The following is a 15,980-nucleotide window of genomic DNA, read 5'->3' on the forward strand; positions in this document are numbered from 1 at the left end:
GATCTGCAGAGTGGTCCCCTTTTATAACCTGATCCGGTTCGGAGAGGCGCCGCGTGAATCCCGATCTCTCAGACGTTCGCAAGCCGCTCGCTTTCGGGTTCGAGGGCTATCTGTTGAAGCAGGTTCCCTTTGCGGCGGGGATCGCCGCGCTGGGGCTTGTTCTTTTTCTTTGGGTCGACCGTGACCGCGAGAGCATCCTTGCGTCGTGCGTTCTCCTGGCCGCCGGGCTCGGCTTCATAGCCTATGCCTACTATCGGCGTTCGCATCCTGGGAGGCCCGTGATCGAGCTCTCCCCCAGCGGCGTGCGCTATCGAATGGCGAGCCTGAAGGACGTGCTCATCCCGTGGCGTGAAGTTCAGGACGTTGGCGCGGTCGAGATCTCAGGCATCGACTGGCTCAGGTCTGGAGCGGGGCGGTTTCGCGACGCGACGGCTCTGGTGGTTTCGAAGCGGTTCTACACTGCGAACATCGACGTCGGCTCGTGGGTTCGGCGCGGGCGCAGTTGGAACTCCCTGTTCGTGACGAAGGGGGATGCAATCCAGATCGTACTGCATCCCGAGCTGTTGAGTGTTTCACCCGGTGATTTGCGCTTGGCCGTCGAGAGCCGTTGGCGCGCCTTCAGCAATCATCCGAACGCCCAGCGGCCATCGGTGCCGTGGTCTCCGCGAGCGCCGGGTTTGTTTGGCTGGATGCCGTCGCGCGCGCTCAAGATCGCGGGATTGGCGGGCCTCGCCGTGCTGGCGTTGCCGGCGCTCTATTTCTGGCAGTGGCCGCTGGCTTGGAAGTCTCTTTCGTTGTCGCCCGGATCGCGGTCGGCGTATCTCGATGGTCTGCTCGATGGCCGAGGCATCCCGGCCCGGCTCATGGATGGGCGCATGGCCATTCTCGGCCGCGACGATGTTCTGGGCGCCGCTGTGCCCGATTGCGAGCGGGAGATCGTGCGCGATGCCGAGAGCGCGTCTTTTACCCCTGCCTACATCCCGAGCGCCACGTGCACGGCCTTTCTCACTTATAAATCCGGCGCTCCCGCCATTGGCATCTTCAAGCTCGTGGTCGTCGACACGTCGTTCGAGGATTATTCCGGACAACGCCATCCGAGCCGCGCCCTGGTGACGGAGCCGCTCGTTCTTCGCGAGGCGGAGGCCCTGCTCTGCGCTCGCGGCTACTGCGCCCCCGGTGGGCGGGCAGAGACCGCAGATCGGTGATGGCGGAGCCTCGCGGACGCGGATCGCGCAACGCTGGCGCAAGTCTCTGGTGCGCTACTCCCTGGGTCATAGAAATTTCGAGCGCGGGCAGGCCTATGAAAGTCGGTTTTATTACCCCTCCTCTGATGCAGGCGAGTTCGAGCCGCGCCGCTGCGGCCGGCGGCGACGACCGTCCCGGCGCTTTTGCCGACGTCCTAGCCGGGGCTGGCGATTATGATTTCTCCGACATGACCAGGGGAGAGATCGCGGAGGCGGGCAAGGAACTTTTCCGCCAGGGCAAAATCTCGCTGGACGAGCTGTTCCGGTTCGACCATCCCGATGGCCGGCTGCGGATCGGCCTCGATGGATCGACTGCCGCGCTCAACGCCGACGACCGCATCGACTTCATCGGCGAGACGCGGAAAGCCATGTCCAGCATGGAAGAGACGGGTGAGGCCAATCGCGCAGGCTCGGGCTACGAAACTCTGGCCGGTCTGCTCGACAAGCTAACACGTCTCTGAGCGGCGTGATCACCTCCGCATTGCCTAGCGGCGTGTCACGGCAGGCGGCGCACCATCGGTAAAGTTCCGTCGGTATTAAGCTCGCGCCTCTGTTGTGGGATTGTGCTGGGTGCGGGTGAGCGCCGCGTGCCAGCATCTTGCCTTTTCGATCTTCCGCGTCGAGAAATAGGGGGTAAGCGCGGCGGATGCCAGCGGGCGCAATCCGGGTGATGGCCCCCGCCAGGAACCTCCCGGATGGCTTGCGCGTTGGCGTCCCTCGAAGCGCTTTCCTAGCGAGAGGATCTTCCCGATGATGTTGAGACTGACCCTGACGAGTATGCTGGTTGCGCTGGGCTCCGGCGTTGCGCTGGCGGATGCCGATTGCCCTGCGGCTCCGAAAGACAAGTGGCTTTCGGAAGCGGATATGAAAAAGAAGGTCGCCGAGCTCGGTTACACGCATGACGTCTTTAAGGTCTCCGGCAACTGCTACGAGATCTACGGGAAGAACAAGGACGGCAAGGACGTCGAGGTCTACTTCAATCCGGTCGACGGCTCGATCGTGAAGGAAGAGGTGGAGAAGCACTGAGGCATTTGCGAAACGCCTTCGGTCTCGGAAGCCCCGGCGCGCTGCGTCCGGGGCTTTCTTCTGCGCGGCCTCTTGCTCGTGCGGTGCTTTGATCCGGCAAACGTGAATTGACCCTGCTCTTCGAGTTTGCCCAATAGGCGTGGCCGGTTGTGCGCGGAATAGACTAGCCAGCATAAGTGCGGCCGGGAGGAGGGGACAATGAAGCTGCGTTTTTTGCTCGCTGCGCTGAGCGCGATGCTTTGCGGAGCCGCCGCTGCAAGTGATCCCTATCCGTTCGAGGGGTATTTTGCCCTGGAGACGCCGGGCAAGACGCTCGAAGGCTGCGGCTTCGATATCCTGCATCAGTCGCGGGATGGCGCTTTCAGCGGCTACCTGCTCGACAAGCGCCATTGGGACGCTCACAGGCAAGCGCGCTTCGTGCGCTACAAATCCGGCAGGTGCACGTTCGATGCCGCATCGGCCATCGACAATTGCGTGACGCACACTCATCACATCGCGGAAGTCGCGGACGCGAAGCCGGACCGCGCGAAGGTGACGGTGCTTGGCGACGACGCGGTGTCGATGCTCACGCTCGGCGAAGGCGATGATGCGGAGCGCCTGCCGGATCTTCCCGCGTTCGTGTTCCGAAGGTGCCCGTTCGGCGCGGAGCAGATTGCGCCGCGCCTGATGGAGGACGCGGGCGGATACGCGAAGGCGGACCTCGCGGAAATGGCGCGGGCGCGCAACGCCGCGCTTGCCGCGCAGGTTCTCCAGTCGATCAGCGAGACGCCGGCCGCGGTGGATTAGACGTGCGGGTCTCGCGCTTGCCGTTCGCCGGGCGCACGCACACCTCGGTGTCGTGCTCGGAGTGCGGCGTGGGCGCGACGGGGCCGGACTGCTGCCTCATCTCGCCGCCCGGGCATTGCTCGCCGCTGCTCTCGCCCGGCGTGTTACGGTCCTCCTTGGCGTGGGCTTTCGGGATTTGGTTCGGGTTCAATCTGCGCTCGGCCATGCGATCCTCCACTTTGCCTCTTTGAACGGCTGCGGGGCGGACAAGTTCCCTCCGACGCGGGGCGTTGACGGCGCGCACGGCGGGATAGCCGCAATGTGCCGGGATCGCGGACGGGTGTTCGAAGCGGGTCAAAGAGCGGCGCTGAGTCCCCGTTTCCATGCATTCGGCACGGCTCGGGGAGCGGAGCGGCAGGCCGTGGGTAGGGGCCGCGGGTAGAACTCGGGGATGCGGCCTTGTTGTTTGCCCGCCTTCGGCAGGACGCCGCCCGCGCTGCCATCGTTGCGACGATCCAAGCGAGACATGACTCCCGCTCCATAGCAGCGAACCTCCACCGACGCGGAGCCGCGCATGCTGAAAGCATGTCTTCGACATGACCCCGAACATCCACCGTGCATTCGTTCGGCAGCCCAACCCATCCGTCGTGCAGCGCAGCTCCGCACCTTTCCAGCTCCTGCTTGGTGGTCGCATTTTCGAGTGGCGAACCGGTTTCCACTTCGCCGGAAAATGCTCCGGGCTGATGGTACCAGCGTTGAGGGGAGGCGCAGCTCCCGCTCACCATGCTGGAAGCACGCCTCCGGCATGACACGTCCAGCTCACGTCGTGCCGAAGGCACGCACAAACAGAGTGCCCCCGAATGAGTGGGATGCGGTGAGGTGAGAGGCGAGAAGAGGGAGCGGGGATAAGATTTGTGGCGGGGGTGCCACGCAACATTGTGGATTCGCGTGCGGGTAGGTGCACGGATGTCTGTACACGCGCAATGCGCGGGCGCATTGTACTCGCCATTGCCATTTGTATGTCGTGCGGGGTGGGCAATGGAGTGCGGGTCACAGGATCTGGTGTGCCAAGTAATGGCACTCTTCGAAGAAAGTGAAGCGCTGGGCGGTGGTCTAGCTGAGATTATTGGTCGGCTCGGCCAGAACGCCTCTGGCTTCGCAGGCGGAGTGGCGCTTTTTTTTCAGCACTACGGTCAGGCGTTTTTCGGATTGCTCGGTTTCAGTTTCGGCTTCTGGCGGTGGTGGCGATATCGCGAGCGTATTCTTCACGACCGGCTCGCGAAGTACATCAAAGAAAGCGACGGCCGTCTCGACACGGCCCACGCCGATTTGCTTGATGCAATACAACGGCCTGGGCCGTCCTTCGCATTCAATCCTCCCTTGTTTGCTGAAGGCGAACTGCAGAGCGTGTTGCGCGAACGCCGGTGGGATCAGACACCATTCGCACTCACCGTTGCGCGCAGCGCCGACGCGCAGCTTGCGTCCGCTATTGAGCGGATCAGCGGTCGGCTGGAGGCAGCGATGAATGCTGGCGCGTCGCTGCAAAAGCAGCTCGTTGCCGCCCATACACTCCGCGGCGCAATCGCAGCGGCGGAGCAGAAGACGCCAACTCAAGGCGAATTCGCGCTTGGGTGTTTCCGGAACGCTCTGCGGATTCCTCAGCAGAAGCCGTCCGTGTTTGCGAAGGAACTTGAGGCGCACCAGCTGCGCAAGCTCGGTCATTTTGATCGAGCCGCCGAGGCGTACTCCGAGCTACTCGAGCTCACCGGTCACCTCGATGCGCGCCAGCAGGCGATCCTCGACGCTCGGGCAAAACGCTACCTAGCGGAAATCACACAGGCCCAGAAGGTTCTCGGCTATTTCGCAGGGACGGAAAACAGTCCCGCATCGCTCGATGCGATAAAGCTTCTGAACGGCCGTGGTCTAGTCGGATATGCGCCTGGCGCCTTGCTGCTTCGTGAGAACTTCGAGCCGTACCGTGAGTGGGATCTGCTCGAAAGCGGAGATCTCTACTTTTTCGCGTCGTTCGTATACGCATTGCTTGGCGGAAAGGTCAAAGCTGCGGCCTATTTGGAAGACGCAGTCGGTGCATACAAGGGCGTTCTTGACGACCTCGCTCACCACGGATGGTCGTACAGGGGTGCGAGAAAGAAGCTGAGGGCGAGGGCGGAACAGGGCCGCAAGCGCGCCATCGCGGCCCGTGATGGCGACTACGACATCACCGTTTGGCTTCTACCATCCCTAAGGGTTGAGCAAGCGCAGCAGATAACCGCACGCATACGCGCCGCCAGAAGCAAGCAAGCCGTTGCCAAGGCTCCGCAAGACGGTGGCCCGGGTTAGCTCGGTGAGGCCAAGCTCCTGGCCGCGCCGGTAGAGGGCGTGATGCTCGGCGTAGGATGTGGATGCGAGCGCGATCGCGCACGCGGCGATGGCCCAGATGCCGACGCCAGCGAAGCCCGCGACGCTCGCCGCGAAGATGGAGATGAACCCGAGCACGTCTCATGCCCTCTTGGCCGCGACGCGCACGAAGGAGCGACCGTTACTAGATGGCAGATTCGGTTGTCTAGCGTTGCGTCCCCGATGCGGTGGCTGGGGATAAAGTACCTAAATGTTGAAGGAACCCCTTAGAAGGGGCCATGGTGGGCGATCTGGAGGGGCAATGGCTGGTAGAGTGACGCTAGATGCAATGATCAAGAGAGCGGATTTTGCTCACCAGGCAGAGGCGCGAACGATCGAGCTTGGCGAAAAGCTAATAATTGACCAAATATCAAATAAGAGCCCATTTCTGCGACTTCTTCGCAAGCCTGATTTTCAGCGTGAGACTAATCATTGGTCTCCGGAACAAGTTTCTTTGCTTGTAAAGAGTTTTGCGCACGGCGAGCTCATTCCATCGTTAATCCTCTGGAAATCTGATTCATTCGTATTCGTGATTGACGGCGCTCATCGACTAAGTGCCCTCAAAGCGTGGGTTGAGAACGATTATGGTGATGGGGCGGAGTCTTTGAAATTTTTTGGCGGAACAATATCCCCTGAACAAAAGCGACTTGCTGACGCCACTAGGCGGGCGGTTGAGAGGTCGGTTGGTCGTTTTTCTGACTTTAAGGCAGCGATTGGCGAGGACACTGAGCCGGATAACGAAAAAGCTCGCGTTGCCGCAAACATTTTTACTAGATCCCTGCATATTCAGTGGATACAGGGTTCTCAAGAAGTGGCGGAAACTTCGTTTTTCAAGATTAATTCGCAAGGAACCGTTCTGGATCCGATTGAGGAGCTGCTGCTAAAAAATAGGCGAACGTCTTATGCTATCGCCGCTAGGTCGGTCGTCCGCGCAGGCGCCGGACATAAATATTGGTCGAGTTTTAATTCGGAAACTCAGAGAAACATTGAAGAGGAGGCGTCCAAGCTGCACTCTCTGCTTTTTCAGCCCGATATAACGGAGCCAATTAAAACTCTGGATCTTCCGTTGGGCGGGACTTCCTCTTCGCTGGATGCGCTCAAGATGCTCATAGACATCTTCGCAATTGTTGATGGAGAGGCAGATTCCAAAAAAGCTATTGAGGCGTTGGGGGTAGATGACGAAGGTTCTGAAAGTAAGTTGGTGCTGAGGCGGGTTCGAAAGGTTGTGACGCGAATGACGGGAAATGATCCGTCGAGCCTTGGTTTGCATCCAGCTGTTTATTTTTATAACGAGCGAGGGAAACACAGTCGGTTTCTTTTTCTTGGCGTCTTGAAGGCCCTTGCTGATGCCGTTCGTAACAATAACAAAGCGTGGTTTAGTCAATTCACGGATGCGAGGAAGCGGATAGAAAAGGTGCTCGTGGAGAAAAAATCGATCATCAATCAAGGGTTGGCCAATATAAATAGTCGACAAAGGGTCGAGCGAGTGGCTAACCTTATTTCTGAGTTGGTTCGGAAGGGTGCCAATGGGAAGGTAAGTGACCAGGACGTTTTGACGTTCCTTGGCTTGCAGGGTAGGGCAGGAAGTCTCCGTATAATAGATGCCCCGCAAGGGTTTTCGGATGACACAAAGTCAGCAATTTTTCTTCAAGAAGCTCTGAAAAAGGCGATGCAGTGCAATATTTGTGAAGGCTATTTGGATCCCGCGAAAGCGGTTTCCTACGACCACATCACCCCTCGGCGCGAAGGCGGCACCGGTAGGACTGACAATGGGCAGTTGTCTCACCCATACTGCAACACCGCGGTAAAATGCTGAAGAACGCTTCTGGTTTTATTTCTGAAGAAATTTGATCATTACGCTACGTCAATCTGCTCTGCTCCACGGCAGTCGCGACGAAGGTATTAAAGGGCGGATGCGGCTCGTTCCTGCGGTTCCTCGCTCGCAAAGGCGGATGGGTTAGAGCCGCGCGGGTGCGTCAGCTTCCGAGGTGAGACTGATGCAGTTCATCGTCTATGATGGCGCGGGGCAGCCAAAGGACGCGGGGGTCGGGTCGAGGTGCGGGGCCGGATGATCGTGGGCCGTGTATCGAGCCTGCGCGTAATGGCACTGATCTCAAGCTTGCCGCTGTCGCGTTCCCGAATGGTTTGGATGCGTCGCGGGATTGGCGCCCCGCGTGTCCACCGGAGTTCGCTGAGCGTGCCGAGTTTGCTCCCGCTTAAACCAACCGGCTCTGCTCCACGGCTGCCGCGATGAAGCTCTTGAAGAGCGGGTGCGGTTCGAAGGGGCGGCTCTTCAGCTCCGGGTGGAACTGGACGCCGATGAACCAGGGGTGGTCCGGGTATTCCACGGTTTCGGGCAGCAGTCCGTCGGGTGAGAGGCCCGCGAAGCGCAGGCCCGCGCCTTCGAGGCGCTGGCGGTAGTCCGTGTTCACTTCATAGCGGTGGCGGTGGCGCTCCGAGATCTCGTTCGATCCGTAGATGCGCGCGATGTGGCTGTCCTTGCCGAGGGAGGCGGGGAACGCGCCAAGGCGCATGGTGCCGCCGAGGTCGCCGCCCTGGCGCCGCTGCTCCAGCTCGTTGCCCTTCATCCATTCGGTCATGAGGCCGACGACGGGCTCGTCCGTCGCGCCGAACTCGGTCGAGCCCGCGCCCGTGATGCCGCAGAGATTGCGGGCCGCTTCGAGGGTCGCCATCTGCATGCCGAAGCAGATGCCGAAATAGGGAACGCGCCGCTCGCGCGCGAATTTCGCGGCGAGGATCTTGCCCTCCGAGCCGCGCTCGCCGAAGCCGCCGGGCACGAGGATGCCGTGCACGCCGTCGAGATAGGGCGCCGGGTCCTCGCGCTCGAAGATCTCGCTCTCGATCCACTCGAGCTTCACCTTCACGCGGTTGGCGATGCCGCCGTGCACCAGCGCCTCGATCAGCGATTTGTAGGCGTCCTTGAGGCCGGTGTACTTGCCGACGATGGCGATGGTGACCTCGCCCTCGGGCGAGGCGATGCCGCGCGAGATGGTCTCCCAACGCGTGAGGTCGGGCTTCGGCGCGCCGGTGATGCCGAAGGCTTCGAGCACCTGCTCGTCGAGGCCCTCGCGGTGATAGGCGAGCGGCACGTCGTAGATGGAGGCGGCGTCGAGGGCCTGGATGACGGCTTCCTCGCGCACGTTGCAGAAGAGCGCGATCTTCTTGCGCTCGCCCTTCGGCACCTCGCGGTCGGAGCGGCAGAGCAGGATATCGGGCTGGATGCCGATGGAGCGCAGCTCCTTCACCGAGTGCTGCGTGGGCTTGGTCTTGAGCTCGCCCGCGGAGGGGATGAAGGGGAGAAGCGTCAGGTGGATGAAGATGGACGAATGGCGCGGCAGCTCGTTGCCGAGCTGGCGGATGGCCTCGAAGAACGGCAGTCCCTCGATGTCGCCCACCGTGCCGCCGATCTCGACCAGCACGAAGTCTACGTCCTCGTTGCCGGTGGTGACGAACTGCTTGATCGCATCCGTGACGTGGGGAATGACCTGCACCGTGCCGCCCAGGTAGTCGCCGCGGCGCTCGCGGGCGAGGATGTCCTGGTAGATGCGGCCGGTGGTGATGTTGTCGGACTTCTTGGCCGGGACGCCGGTGAAGCGCTCGTAGTGGCCGAGGTCGAGGTCGGTCTCCGCGCCATCGTCGGTGACGAACACCTCGCCGTGCTGGTAGGGGCTCATCGTTCCGGGGTCGACGTTCAAATACGGGTCGAGCTTGCGGAGACGGACGGAATATCCGCGCGCCTGTAGGAGCGCGCCGAGGGCGGCGGAAGCAAGGCCTTTTCCGAGGGAGGAGACCACGCCGCCGGTAATGAAGATGTACCGTTGCATGGGCTTTAACATTACAGCTCTACCTTCGTGATTCGAAGCGGTTTTCTTGTCTCATCCACGATTGCGCGTGGAGCGGGCGGGCCGTTCCATCCGGCGGGACGGCTGGCGTCGCCGCGAGGCGGGCGGGGGTTAGGTCGTGGCGTCTCGGCCGCGTCTTGTTAACTGCACGTCTAGCTGCACGTCTAGCTGCACTGGGCCGAGAGCGCGGGATCGGCGGGCAGAGGCGCCGACAGGTCCTGGTCCAGCTCGGCGCGATACTGCGGGAAGGCCGTCTTGGCTTCCACGTAGCTCGGGTCCGCCGGCTGCTTGGTGTAGGTGACGTTCGCGGTCAAGACGGTGTGCTGCTGCCTGCGCTTTTCCGTGCCGCTACCGCCGCGCTGGCCGCCAACGGTGTATTGCTCGCAGCGGGTGGCGAGCTCCACGCCGTCGATGCGGAAATAGCCGAGGCGGTTTTCAGTGCCGATCTCGGCTGCGCGCGTGGCTGCGATTTTCTCGAGCCGTTCGCGCGGCGTGTTGGCGTTGCCGACGACCTCGATGCGGTACTGGTTGGGCGCGACCTCGGTTTCCTTGAAGCCGGTGGTGACGATGGCGTTCGAGCGTTGATAGGGGAGCGCGCCGGGTGCGAGGCCGGGCATGCCCGCCGAGCAGGCCGACAGCGCAATGGCTGCTCCCATGCTCGCGATCGCTGCTCCGGAGGCGCTGCTCAGTCCGCGACGCCTGGTGCCCCGATGCTCGTGTCCCCGATGCATGGCCGTTCTCCGCTCCCCAACCCGGAAGCACGCTAGCAACACGCCGGGGCTGTGGCCAGTTGCGCACCGGCCACATCCTCAGATCTCGCAAGCGGCTGCTGGCTCTTACTGCAGCTTGTCGAGAATGCCGCCGCGCGGGGCGTTGTCGGCAGGGGCAGGCGTCGGCGTACCAGCCGGCGCGGCCGGTGCGGACGAGGAAGCGGGTGCCGCGTTGTCGAAGGCCGATCCCTTGGGTGCCGAATGCTGGGAGACGAGCGTGAGGAGAATGCTCGTCAGGAAGAAGCAGGCGGCGAGAATGGCCGTGGTGCGCGTGAGCAGGTTGGCGGTTCCGCGGCCGGTGAGGAAGCCGCCGCCACCGCCGCCGATGCCGAGCGCGCCGCCTTCGGAGCGCTGCCAGAGCACGACGGCAACCAGTGCGGCTGCAACCATAAGATGGATGACGAGAAGAACCGTGATCATGTGGTGATGGGCTCCATGCCCTCTCCCGCGAGGGCCATTTGGGGGGATTTTTCTGGGCTTCTACACCAGCCGGGCCGCGAGGGCTAGATGGCGGCGCGTCTTTGGCTCCTCAGGATGCTCGGGTTGTCGCGGCGGCGGGCGCGCGGCGTGGTCCAGGTCAGTTCCTGCTCGAGGTCTTGCCCGCGGCAGAGGCGGCGTCCTTGTTCTTCCGCTTGGGCGGAGGAATGTTGGAAGGCGTTGCGCCATCTAGGGAATCGGCTGCTGCCTTGGCGGTAGCCTTTTTGCCGTCCTTCCCGTCCTTGCCTTCCGCGCCGGCCTCCTGCGGCGGCTTGGGCGGTTCCTTGAGGAGCGGGCGGGCGGTCAGGAACTCGCCGCAGCGGAAGCTCAGCTGCTCCTGAAGGGCGATCAGGCGCTCGATCTTCTGCAGTTTGTCGGGGCTGAGGTTCGTCTTCGCCCATGCCGGGCCGCGGTCCATATCGGCTTTGGCGCCGCCCGAGACGAGGCCGTCGTACTCGGTCTTGAGCGCGGTGCAGGCTGGCGCATCGAGCGGCGCGGCGCTGGCGGCGGCGGGTGCGGCCACAAGAAGGATGGCAGCGAGCAGACGTGAACGGCCGATCCGCATGGTTCCACCTCGCTCGTTTGGGTGTCCCTTCATGGCCGTTGCTCCGCGTGCCTGCAATTCAGGGCTGCTACTTATGCCGTTCGTTTTCGGCCGGCGAGATGAATTTTCAGCCCCGCCGGGTGCCGAGGGGTCTTACGCGTAGGCCCGGATAATGGCGAGGAAATCGGCGGCCTTGAGGCTCGCCCCGCCGACGAGGGCGCCATTCACGTTCGGGAGTGAGAGCAACTCCTTGGCGTTGGAGGGTTTTACGGAGCCGCCGTAAAGAATGCGGATGCGCCGGCCAGCTTCGCCGAAGCGCGCCTCGAGGCTCTTGCGGATGGCGGCATGGACCTCGGCCACATCCCGGGGCTCGGGCGTCAAACCGGTGCCGATGGCCCAGATAGGCTCATAGGCAACCACGGTATTGGTGCCGGATACGGAGTCGGGCAGGGACGCTTTGAGCTGGCGGTCGACCACATCGAGAGTTAGCCCGGTGAGACGCTGACCCTTGGTCTCGCCGATGCAGACGATGGCCGTGAGCCCGGCCCGGTGGGCGGCGGTGGCCTTGGCGCGGACGACCCGGTCCAGCTCGCCGTGGTCGGCGCGGCGCTCGGAATGGCCGACGATGACGGCGGCGGCGCCCGCATCTTTCAGCATTTCGGCTGCAATATCACCAGTGTGGGCCCCCGAAGCCGCTGCGTGGCAGTCCTGTCCGCCGACCTTGAGGTTCGAGCCCTTGGCGGCCGCTGCGAGGGCGGCCAGGAGGGTTGCGGGCGGGCAGATCATGACACTTGGAGCGCCCGTGCCTAGACCCGGGAGGGCGTCGCGCACGGCGGCGGCCTCTCCGAGGGCGGCCGCGAGTCCGTTCATCTTCCAGTTTCCGGCGACCAAGGGGCGGATTGCGCTCTCAGCTTCGCTCATCGGCTCGGATGCTCCGTCATCTTTGTTCGTTTCGCCGGCCTGCCCCGCGGGCCGCGCCTCCCGGCCCCGCTTTTGCCCCTTAAGGGGTTGGCCGGGAAGCCGGAACTTTGTTTAATGTCCGTTGCGCAGCTCGGTCTTGCATTCAGAAGCGGGCTGGGCTTCATATCAGTCCCGTGCGTCCCGTCATGGACGGGATAAACTTTTTCTGCAAGCGGTGCGGCCGAGCCCAAAAGAAGAATGTGCGCTCGTCGGCCCGCATTTAACAGGAAGATCATTTTCTATGCTCGACGCCCTCCGACGCGGCGCCCAAGGCTGGCTGGCCAAGCTCCTGTTCGCGGTCCTGATCGTGAGCTTCGGTATCTTCTGGAACGTTGCCGACGTGTTCCGAGGATTCGGGCGCGGATCGGTGGCGAAGGTGGGTGACACCGACATCACGGTGACCGACTTCCAGCGCGCATTCCAGAGCAAGCTGCGCTCGGTGCAGCTCCAGGACGGCGGACGCCTTACCACCGAGCAGGGCCTGATGCTGCGTCTCGACCGTCAGGCGCTCAACGAGCTGATCGCGCAGGCGGCCGTCAAGAGCCATGCCGAGAAGCTCGGCCTCTCGCTCTCTGACGAGACGCTGGCGGAAGGCGTGCGCAACGATCCGAACTTCCACGGGCCGGACGGCAAGTTCTCGCGACTGGGCTTCGACGGTCTGCTTCGCCAGATGGGCCTCAGCGAGCAGGGCTTCCTCGCAATCCGCCGTGACGACGAGGTGCGCGGGCAGATCTCTGACGCGCTCTCGTCCGCCATCGTGGTGCCGAAGCCGATGATCGAGGACCTCCACAAGTGGCGGGAAGAGACGCGCACCATCGAGCTCGTGAACATCGATGCGTCCAAGATCACCGTGCCCGACCCGGACGAGGCGAAGCTGAACGAGACCTACGAGGCGCAGAAGACGGAGTTCATGACGCCCGAGTATCGCAAGGTGGCGATGCTGGTGCTGTCGTCGGATGCGCTCAAGTCCGAGATCACGCTGACCGACGATGAGCTCAAGACTTATTACACCGATCACAAGGCGACCTACGACAAGCCGGAGCGCCGCCGCATCCAGCAGATCTCCTTCAAGGACAAGGCTGCCGCGGAAGCGGCCCGCAAGGACCTGGCCGAGGGCAAGAAGAACTTCTTCGATGTCGCGAAGGAAGCCGGTGCCACCGAGGCCGATGTCAGTCTTGGCATGGTGACGAAGAGCGCGCTCATCGATCCCAAGATCGCGGATGCGGCTTTCAGCCTGGAGCGCGACAAGATCTCCGACGTGATCGAGGGCCGTTTTGCGACCGTGCTGGTGCGAGCCGTGGAGATCGATCCGGGCAAGGAAAGCACGTTCGAGGAGGTGAAGGACAAGGTGCGCGACAAGCTCGCGGGTGAGCGTGCGCAGGGCCTGATCCAGGAGCGTTTCGATCTCATCGAGGAAGGCCGCAACGCCGGCAAGACTCTCAAGGAGATCGCCGAGGAGCAGAAGCTCAAGTTCTTCGACGTCGACGCCGTGGACCGGGACAACAAGACGCCCGACGGCAAGACCGCGATCGACATTCCGGATGCCGCCATCGTGCTCAAGGACGTGTTTGCGACGGGCGTCGGCACGCAGCCCGACGCCGTTGAGCTTCCCGGCCCTGCATTTGCCTGGTTCGACGTGCTCGGCGTGACGGAGCGCAAGCAGAAGCCGTTCGACGAGGTGAAGGCCGAGGTGAAGACGCTTTACATCGACAAGGAGAAGTCGCGTCTTCTGAACGATCTGGCGCAGAAGCTCGTGGATCGTCTCAAGGCTGGCGAGCCTTTCGAGAAGATCGCCGGGGAAGCGGGCGGCAAGGCCGAGGTGCTTGACATGATCAAGCGCAATCTCTCGCCCCCGGGCCTCACGACGGAGGCGGTGAAGCAGGCGTTCGCCCTGCCCAAGGGCGGCGCGGGCTATGCGGAGACCAGCGACCGGGCGAGCCGCATCATTTTCCAGATCAAGGACATCGTTCCCGCGGGGGCTCCCACGAAGGAACAGAGCGACGCGCTCAACAAGGAGCTCGCCGACCAGCTCGCCAACGATGACCTGATCGCCTACGTCAACGCGCTCAAGGCCGACCTCAAGGTGCACATCAACGAGGCCGAGCTTGCGCGGGCCACGGGTGCGGGGACAGGCACCGAGCAGTAAGAGGAGTCCGTTCTCTTGAGCACGCTCTCGCAGAGAACCTCGGGCATCGAAGCGTTGCCATCGCTCGATGCCTTCACGAAACGCTATCGGGCCGGTGAGCCGCAGGTGGTGTGGACGCGGCTGGTCGCCGATCTCGAGACGCCGGTTTCGGTGTACCTCAAGCTCGCGCGCAGCCGGCCGTTCTCGTTCCTGCTCGAGTCGGTCGAGGGCGGCGCCTCGCGCGGGCGCTACTCGGTGGTCGGGTTCGATCCGGATATCGTCTGGCGGGCGAACGGCGAGGTCGCGGAGATCAATCGCGATCCGGTTCGCAAGCCGGACGCCTTCAAGACGGACGGTAAGCCTGCGCTCGTCTCGCTGCGCGAATTTCTGGGCCAGTCGCGCTTGTCTCTGCCTGCCGAGCTGCCGCCGATGTCGGCTGGCGTGTTCGGCTACATGGGCTACGACACGGTTCGGCTCATCGAGAAGCTGCCGGAGGTGAAGGAGAACGAGCTCGGCGTGCCCGATGCCGTTCTCATGCGCCCGACGGTGATCGTGATCTTCGATTCCGTGAAAGACGAGATCAGCCTGGTGACGCCGGTGCGCCCGGGCGACAAATCCGACGCGGAGAAGGCCTACAAGGCCGCGTTGAAGCGGTTGAAGAGCGCCGTGCAGGCTCTCGACGAGCCGTTGCCTCACAGCGGAGCGCTCACGCCCAAGAAGCTCGCTCAGCCCGAGCCGCGCTCCAACACCACACCGCGCGAATACATGTCCATGGTCGAGAAGGCCAAGGAGTTCATCCGCGCCGGAGACATTTTCCAGGTGGTGCTTTCGCAGCGCTTCTCGGCGCCGTTCGCGCTGCCGCCATTCGCGCTCTATCGCGCTTTACGGCGCACCAATCCGTCGCCCTTCCTGTTCCACCTGGATCTCGGCTCGTTCGCCCTCGTCGGGTCGAGCCCGGAAATCCTGGTGCGGCTGCGCGATGGCGAGGTGACCATCCGTCCGATCGCAGGCACGGCGCCGCGCGGGGCGACGGATGCCGAGGACAAGGCGCTGGGTGAGGCTCTGCTGCGCGATCCCAAGGAGCGCAGCGAGCACCTGATGCTGCTCGATCTCGGCCGCAACGACGTCGGCCGCGTCGCCGAGGTCGGCACCGTCGAGGTGACGGCGAAATTCGTGATCGAGCGCTACAGCCACGTGATGCACATCGTGTCGAACGTGGTGGGCAAGCTGGCCGGAAAGCACGATGCGATCGATGCGCTGATGGCCGGTTTCCCGGCGGGCACAGTGTCGGGTGCGCCGAAAGTGCGTTCGATGGAGATCATCGACGAGTTGGAGAAAGCCAAGCGCGGTCCTTATGCGGGCTGCGTCGGCTACTTCACGGCGGACGGCGAGATGGACACGTGCATCGTGTTGCGCACGGCGCTCGTCAAGGACGGCCGTCTCTACGTGCAGGCTGGGGCGGGTATCGTGTTCGACAGCGTTCCCGAGAAGGAACAGCAGGAGTGCATCAACAAGGCCAAGGCGATCGTTCGCGCGGCCGAGGAAGCGGTGCGCTTCGCGTCGCGCGGCAAGGGGCGCGACAAGGCGGGGCGCTAGGCGCAGGGTGAGCCTGACGTCACCTCGTCGAAGGGCTGGACCGGTTATTTTCGCGACTCATTGCAGCGTGTCTGGATCCCGACCTACGTCGGGATGACGTTTGTTTTGTGAGACGCGATTGCCCAAACACAACGTTATTGCTGCGAGGCGGGAGCCCAGACATGCCTCACGCATGTCGGTCTTGCCCGGGCGCGTTCCAGGTCGCGGTCTCGT

General features: G+C 63.1%; 14 protein-coding genes. 8 read left to right on the forward strand and 6 right to left on the reverse strand.

Annotated features, from left to right (window positions below; genetic code table 11):
• Nucleotides 1–53: 53 nt before the first annotated feature.
• The 4 genes from PE058_RS08185 (at nt 54) to PE058_RS08200 (ending at nt 3,056) form a co-directional block, all read left to right on the forward strand.
• Complete coding sequence (locus PE058_RS08185; RefSeq protein WP_271030309.1) at nt 54–1,205, forward strand: hypothetical protein; 1,152 nt, start codon at nt 54–56, stop codon at nt 1,203–1,205.
• Between the two features lie 95 nt (nt 1,206–1,300).
• Nucleotides 1,301–1,705 (forward strand): hypothetical protein, encoded by a 405-nt coding sequence (locus PE058_RS08190; protein WP_156827456.1) that lies wholly within the window; start codon nt 1,301–1,303, stop codon nt 1,703–1,705.
• Between the two features lie 289 nt (nt 1,706–1,994).
• A complete protein-coding gene (locus PE058_RS08195) occupies nt 1,995–2,270 on the forward strand; it encodes a PepSY domain-containing protein (protein WP_333780418.1) in 276 nt (91 codons plus the stop codon).
• 198 nt (nt 2,271–2,468) lie between these two features.
• Nucleotides 2,469–3,056 (forward strand): hypothetical protein, encoded by a 588-nt coding sequence (locus PE058_RS08200; protein WP_271030310.1) that lies wholly within the window; start codon nt 2,469–2,471, stop codon nt 3,054–3,056.
• Here PE058_RS08200 and PE058_RS08205 read toward each other — a convergent pair.
• Nucleotides 3,028–3,261, reverse strand: coding sequence for a hypothetical protein (locus PE058_RS08205; protein WP_020086909.1), 234 nt, complete (start codon nt 3,259–3,261; stop codon nt 3,028–3,030). The two genes, PE058_RS08200 and PE058_RS08205, sit on opposite strands and share 29 nt — an antisense overlap.
• Nucleotides 3,262–4,109: 848 nt before the next feature.
• On the opposite strand from PE058_RS08205, the gene PE058_RS08210 reads away from it, so the two are divergent.
• Together PE058_RS08210 and PE058_RS08215 are read left to right on the forward strand one after the other, a co-directional pair.
• Nucleotides 4,110–5,375, forward strand: coding sequence for a hypothetical protein (locus tag PE058_RS08210; RefSeq protein ID WP_271030311.1), 1,266 nt, complete (start codon nt 4,110–4,112; stop codon nt 5,373–5,375).
• A 319-nt stretch (nt 5,376–5,694) separates the two neighbouring features.
• Nucleotides 5,695–7,248 carry an HNH endonuclease family protein gene (locus tag PE058_RS08215; protein ID WP_271030312.1) on the forward strand — a complete coding sequence of 518 codons (1,554 nt, stop codon included), beginning with the start codon at nt 5,695–5,697 and terminating at the stop codon, nt 7,246–7,248.
• A 400-nt stretch (nt 7,249–7,648) separates the two neighbouring features.
• On the opposite strand, the gene PE058_RS08220 is transcribed toward PE058_RS08215, so the two are convergent.
• The 5 genes from PE058_RS08220 to tpiA form a co-directional block, all read right to left on the reverse strand.
• Complete coding sequence (locus PE058_RS08220; protein WP_271030313.1) at nt 7,649–9,277, reverse strand: CTP synthase; 1,629 nt, start codon at nt 9,275–9,277, stop codon at nt 7,649–7,651.
• 182 nt (nt 9,278–9,459) lie between these two features.
• A complete protein-coding gene (locus tag PE058_RS08225) occupies nt 9,460–9,951 on the reverse strand; it encodes a CC0125/CC1285 family lipoprotein (RefSeq protein WP_040498527.1) in 492 nt (163 codons plus the stop codon).
• Nucleotides 9,952–10,131: 180 nt separating this feature from the next.
• Nucleotides 10,132–10,485, reverse strand: a complete 354-nt coding sequence (secG, locus tag PE058_RS08230) for a preprotein translocase subunit SecG (protein ID WP_020086905.1) — start codon at nt 10,483–10,485, stop codon at nt 10,132–10,134.
• Nucleotides 10,486–10,642: 157 nt separating this feature from the next.
• Entirely contained in the window at nt 10,643–11,140 is a 498-nt protein-coding gene (locus PE058_RS08235; protein ID WP_271030314.1) for a hypothetical protein, read from the reverse strand.
• Between the two features lie 99 nt (nt 11,141–11,239).
• Nucleotides 11,240–12,007 (reverse strand): triose-phosphate isomerase, encoded by a 768-nt coding sequence (gene tpiA, locus PE058_RS08240; protein WP_271030315.1) that lies wholly within the window; start codon nt 12,005–12,007, stop codon nt 11,240–11,242.
• Nucleotides 12,008–12,287: 280 nt separating this feature from the next.
• Here tpiA and PE058_RS08245 point away from each other — a divergent pair, with 280 nt between their 5' ends.
• A complete protein-coding gene (locus PE058_RS08245) occupies nt 12,288–14,192 on the forward strand; it encodes a SurA N-terminal domain-containing protein (RefSeq protein ID WP_271030316.1) in 1,905 nt (634 codons plus the stop codon).
• A gap of 15 nt (nt 14,193–14,207) precedes the next feature.
• A complete protein-coding gene (trpE, locus tag PE058_RS08250) occupies nt 14,208–15,767 on the forward strand; it encodes an anthranilate synthase component I (RefSeq protein WP_020086901.1) in 1,560 nt (519 codons plus the stop codon).
• The last annotated feature ends 213 nt before the right edge of the window (nt 15,768–15,980 follow it).

This window comes from Hyphomicrobium sp. DMF-1 (genome assembly GCF_027886585.1).
GTDB classification, from domain to species: Bacteria; Pseudomonadota; Alphaproteobacteria; order Rhizobiales; family Hyphomicrobiaceae; genus Hyphomicrobium_C; species Hyphomicrobium_C zavarzinii.

Bases quoted from the DNA above. Each gene is read 5' to 3' on its own strand.
- PE058_RS08190 (WP_156827456.1), top strand. From the start codon at position 1,301: ATGAAAGTCGGTTTTATTACCCCTCCTCTGATGCAGGCGAGTTCGAGC.
- PE058_RS08195 (WP_333780418.1), top strand. From the start codon at position 1,995: ATGATGTTGAGACTGACCCTGACGAGTATGCTGGTTGCGCTGGGCTCC.
- PE058_RS08200 (WP_271030310.1), top strand. From the start codon at position 2,469: ATGAAGCTGCGTTTTTTGCTCGCTGCGCTGAGCGCGATGCTTTGCGGA.
- PE058_RS08205 (WP_020086909.1), bottom strand. From the start codon at position 3,261: ATGGCCGAGCGCAGATTGAACCCGAACCAAATCCCGAAAGCCCACGCC.
- PE058_RS08210 (WP_271030311.1), top strand. From the start codon at position 4,110: ATGGCACTCTTCGAAGAAAGTGAAGCGCTGGGCGGTGGTCTAGCTGAG.
- PE058_RS08215 (WP_271030312.1), top strand. From the start codon at position 5,695: ATGGCTGGTAGAGTGACGCTAGATGCAATGATCAAGAGAGCGGATTTT.
- PE058_RS08220 (WP_271030313.1), bottom strand. From the start codon at position 9,277: ATGCAACGGTACATCTTCATTACCGGCGGCGTGGTCTCCTCCCTCGGA.
- PE058_RS08225 (WP_040498527.1), bottom strand. From the start codon at position 9,951: ATGGGAGCAGCCATTGCGCTGTCGGCCTGCTCGGCGGGCATGCCCGGC.
- secG (WP_020086905.1), bottom strand. From the start codon at position 10,485: ATGATCACGGTTCTTCTCGTCATCCATCTTATGGTTGCAGCCGCACTG.
- PE058_RS08235 (WP_271030314.1), bottom strand. From the start codon at position 11,140: ATGAAGGGACACCCAAACGAGCGAGGTGGAACCATGCGGATCGGCCGT.
- tpiA (WP_271030315.1), bottom strand. From the start codon at position 12,007: ATGAGCGAAGCTGAGAGCGCAATCCGCCCCTTGGTCGCCGGAAACTGG.
- PE058_RS08245 (WP_271030316.1), top strand. From the start codon at position 12,288: ATGCTCGACGCCCTCCGACGCGGCGCCCAAGGCTGGCTGGCCAAGCTC.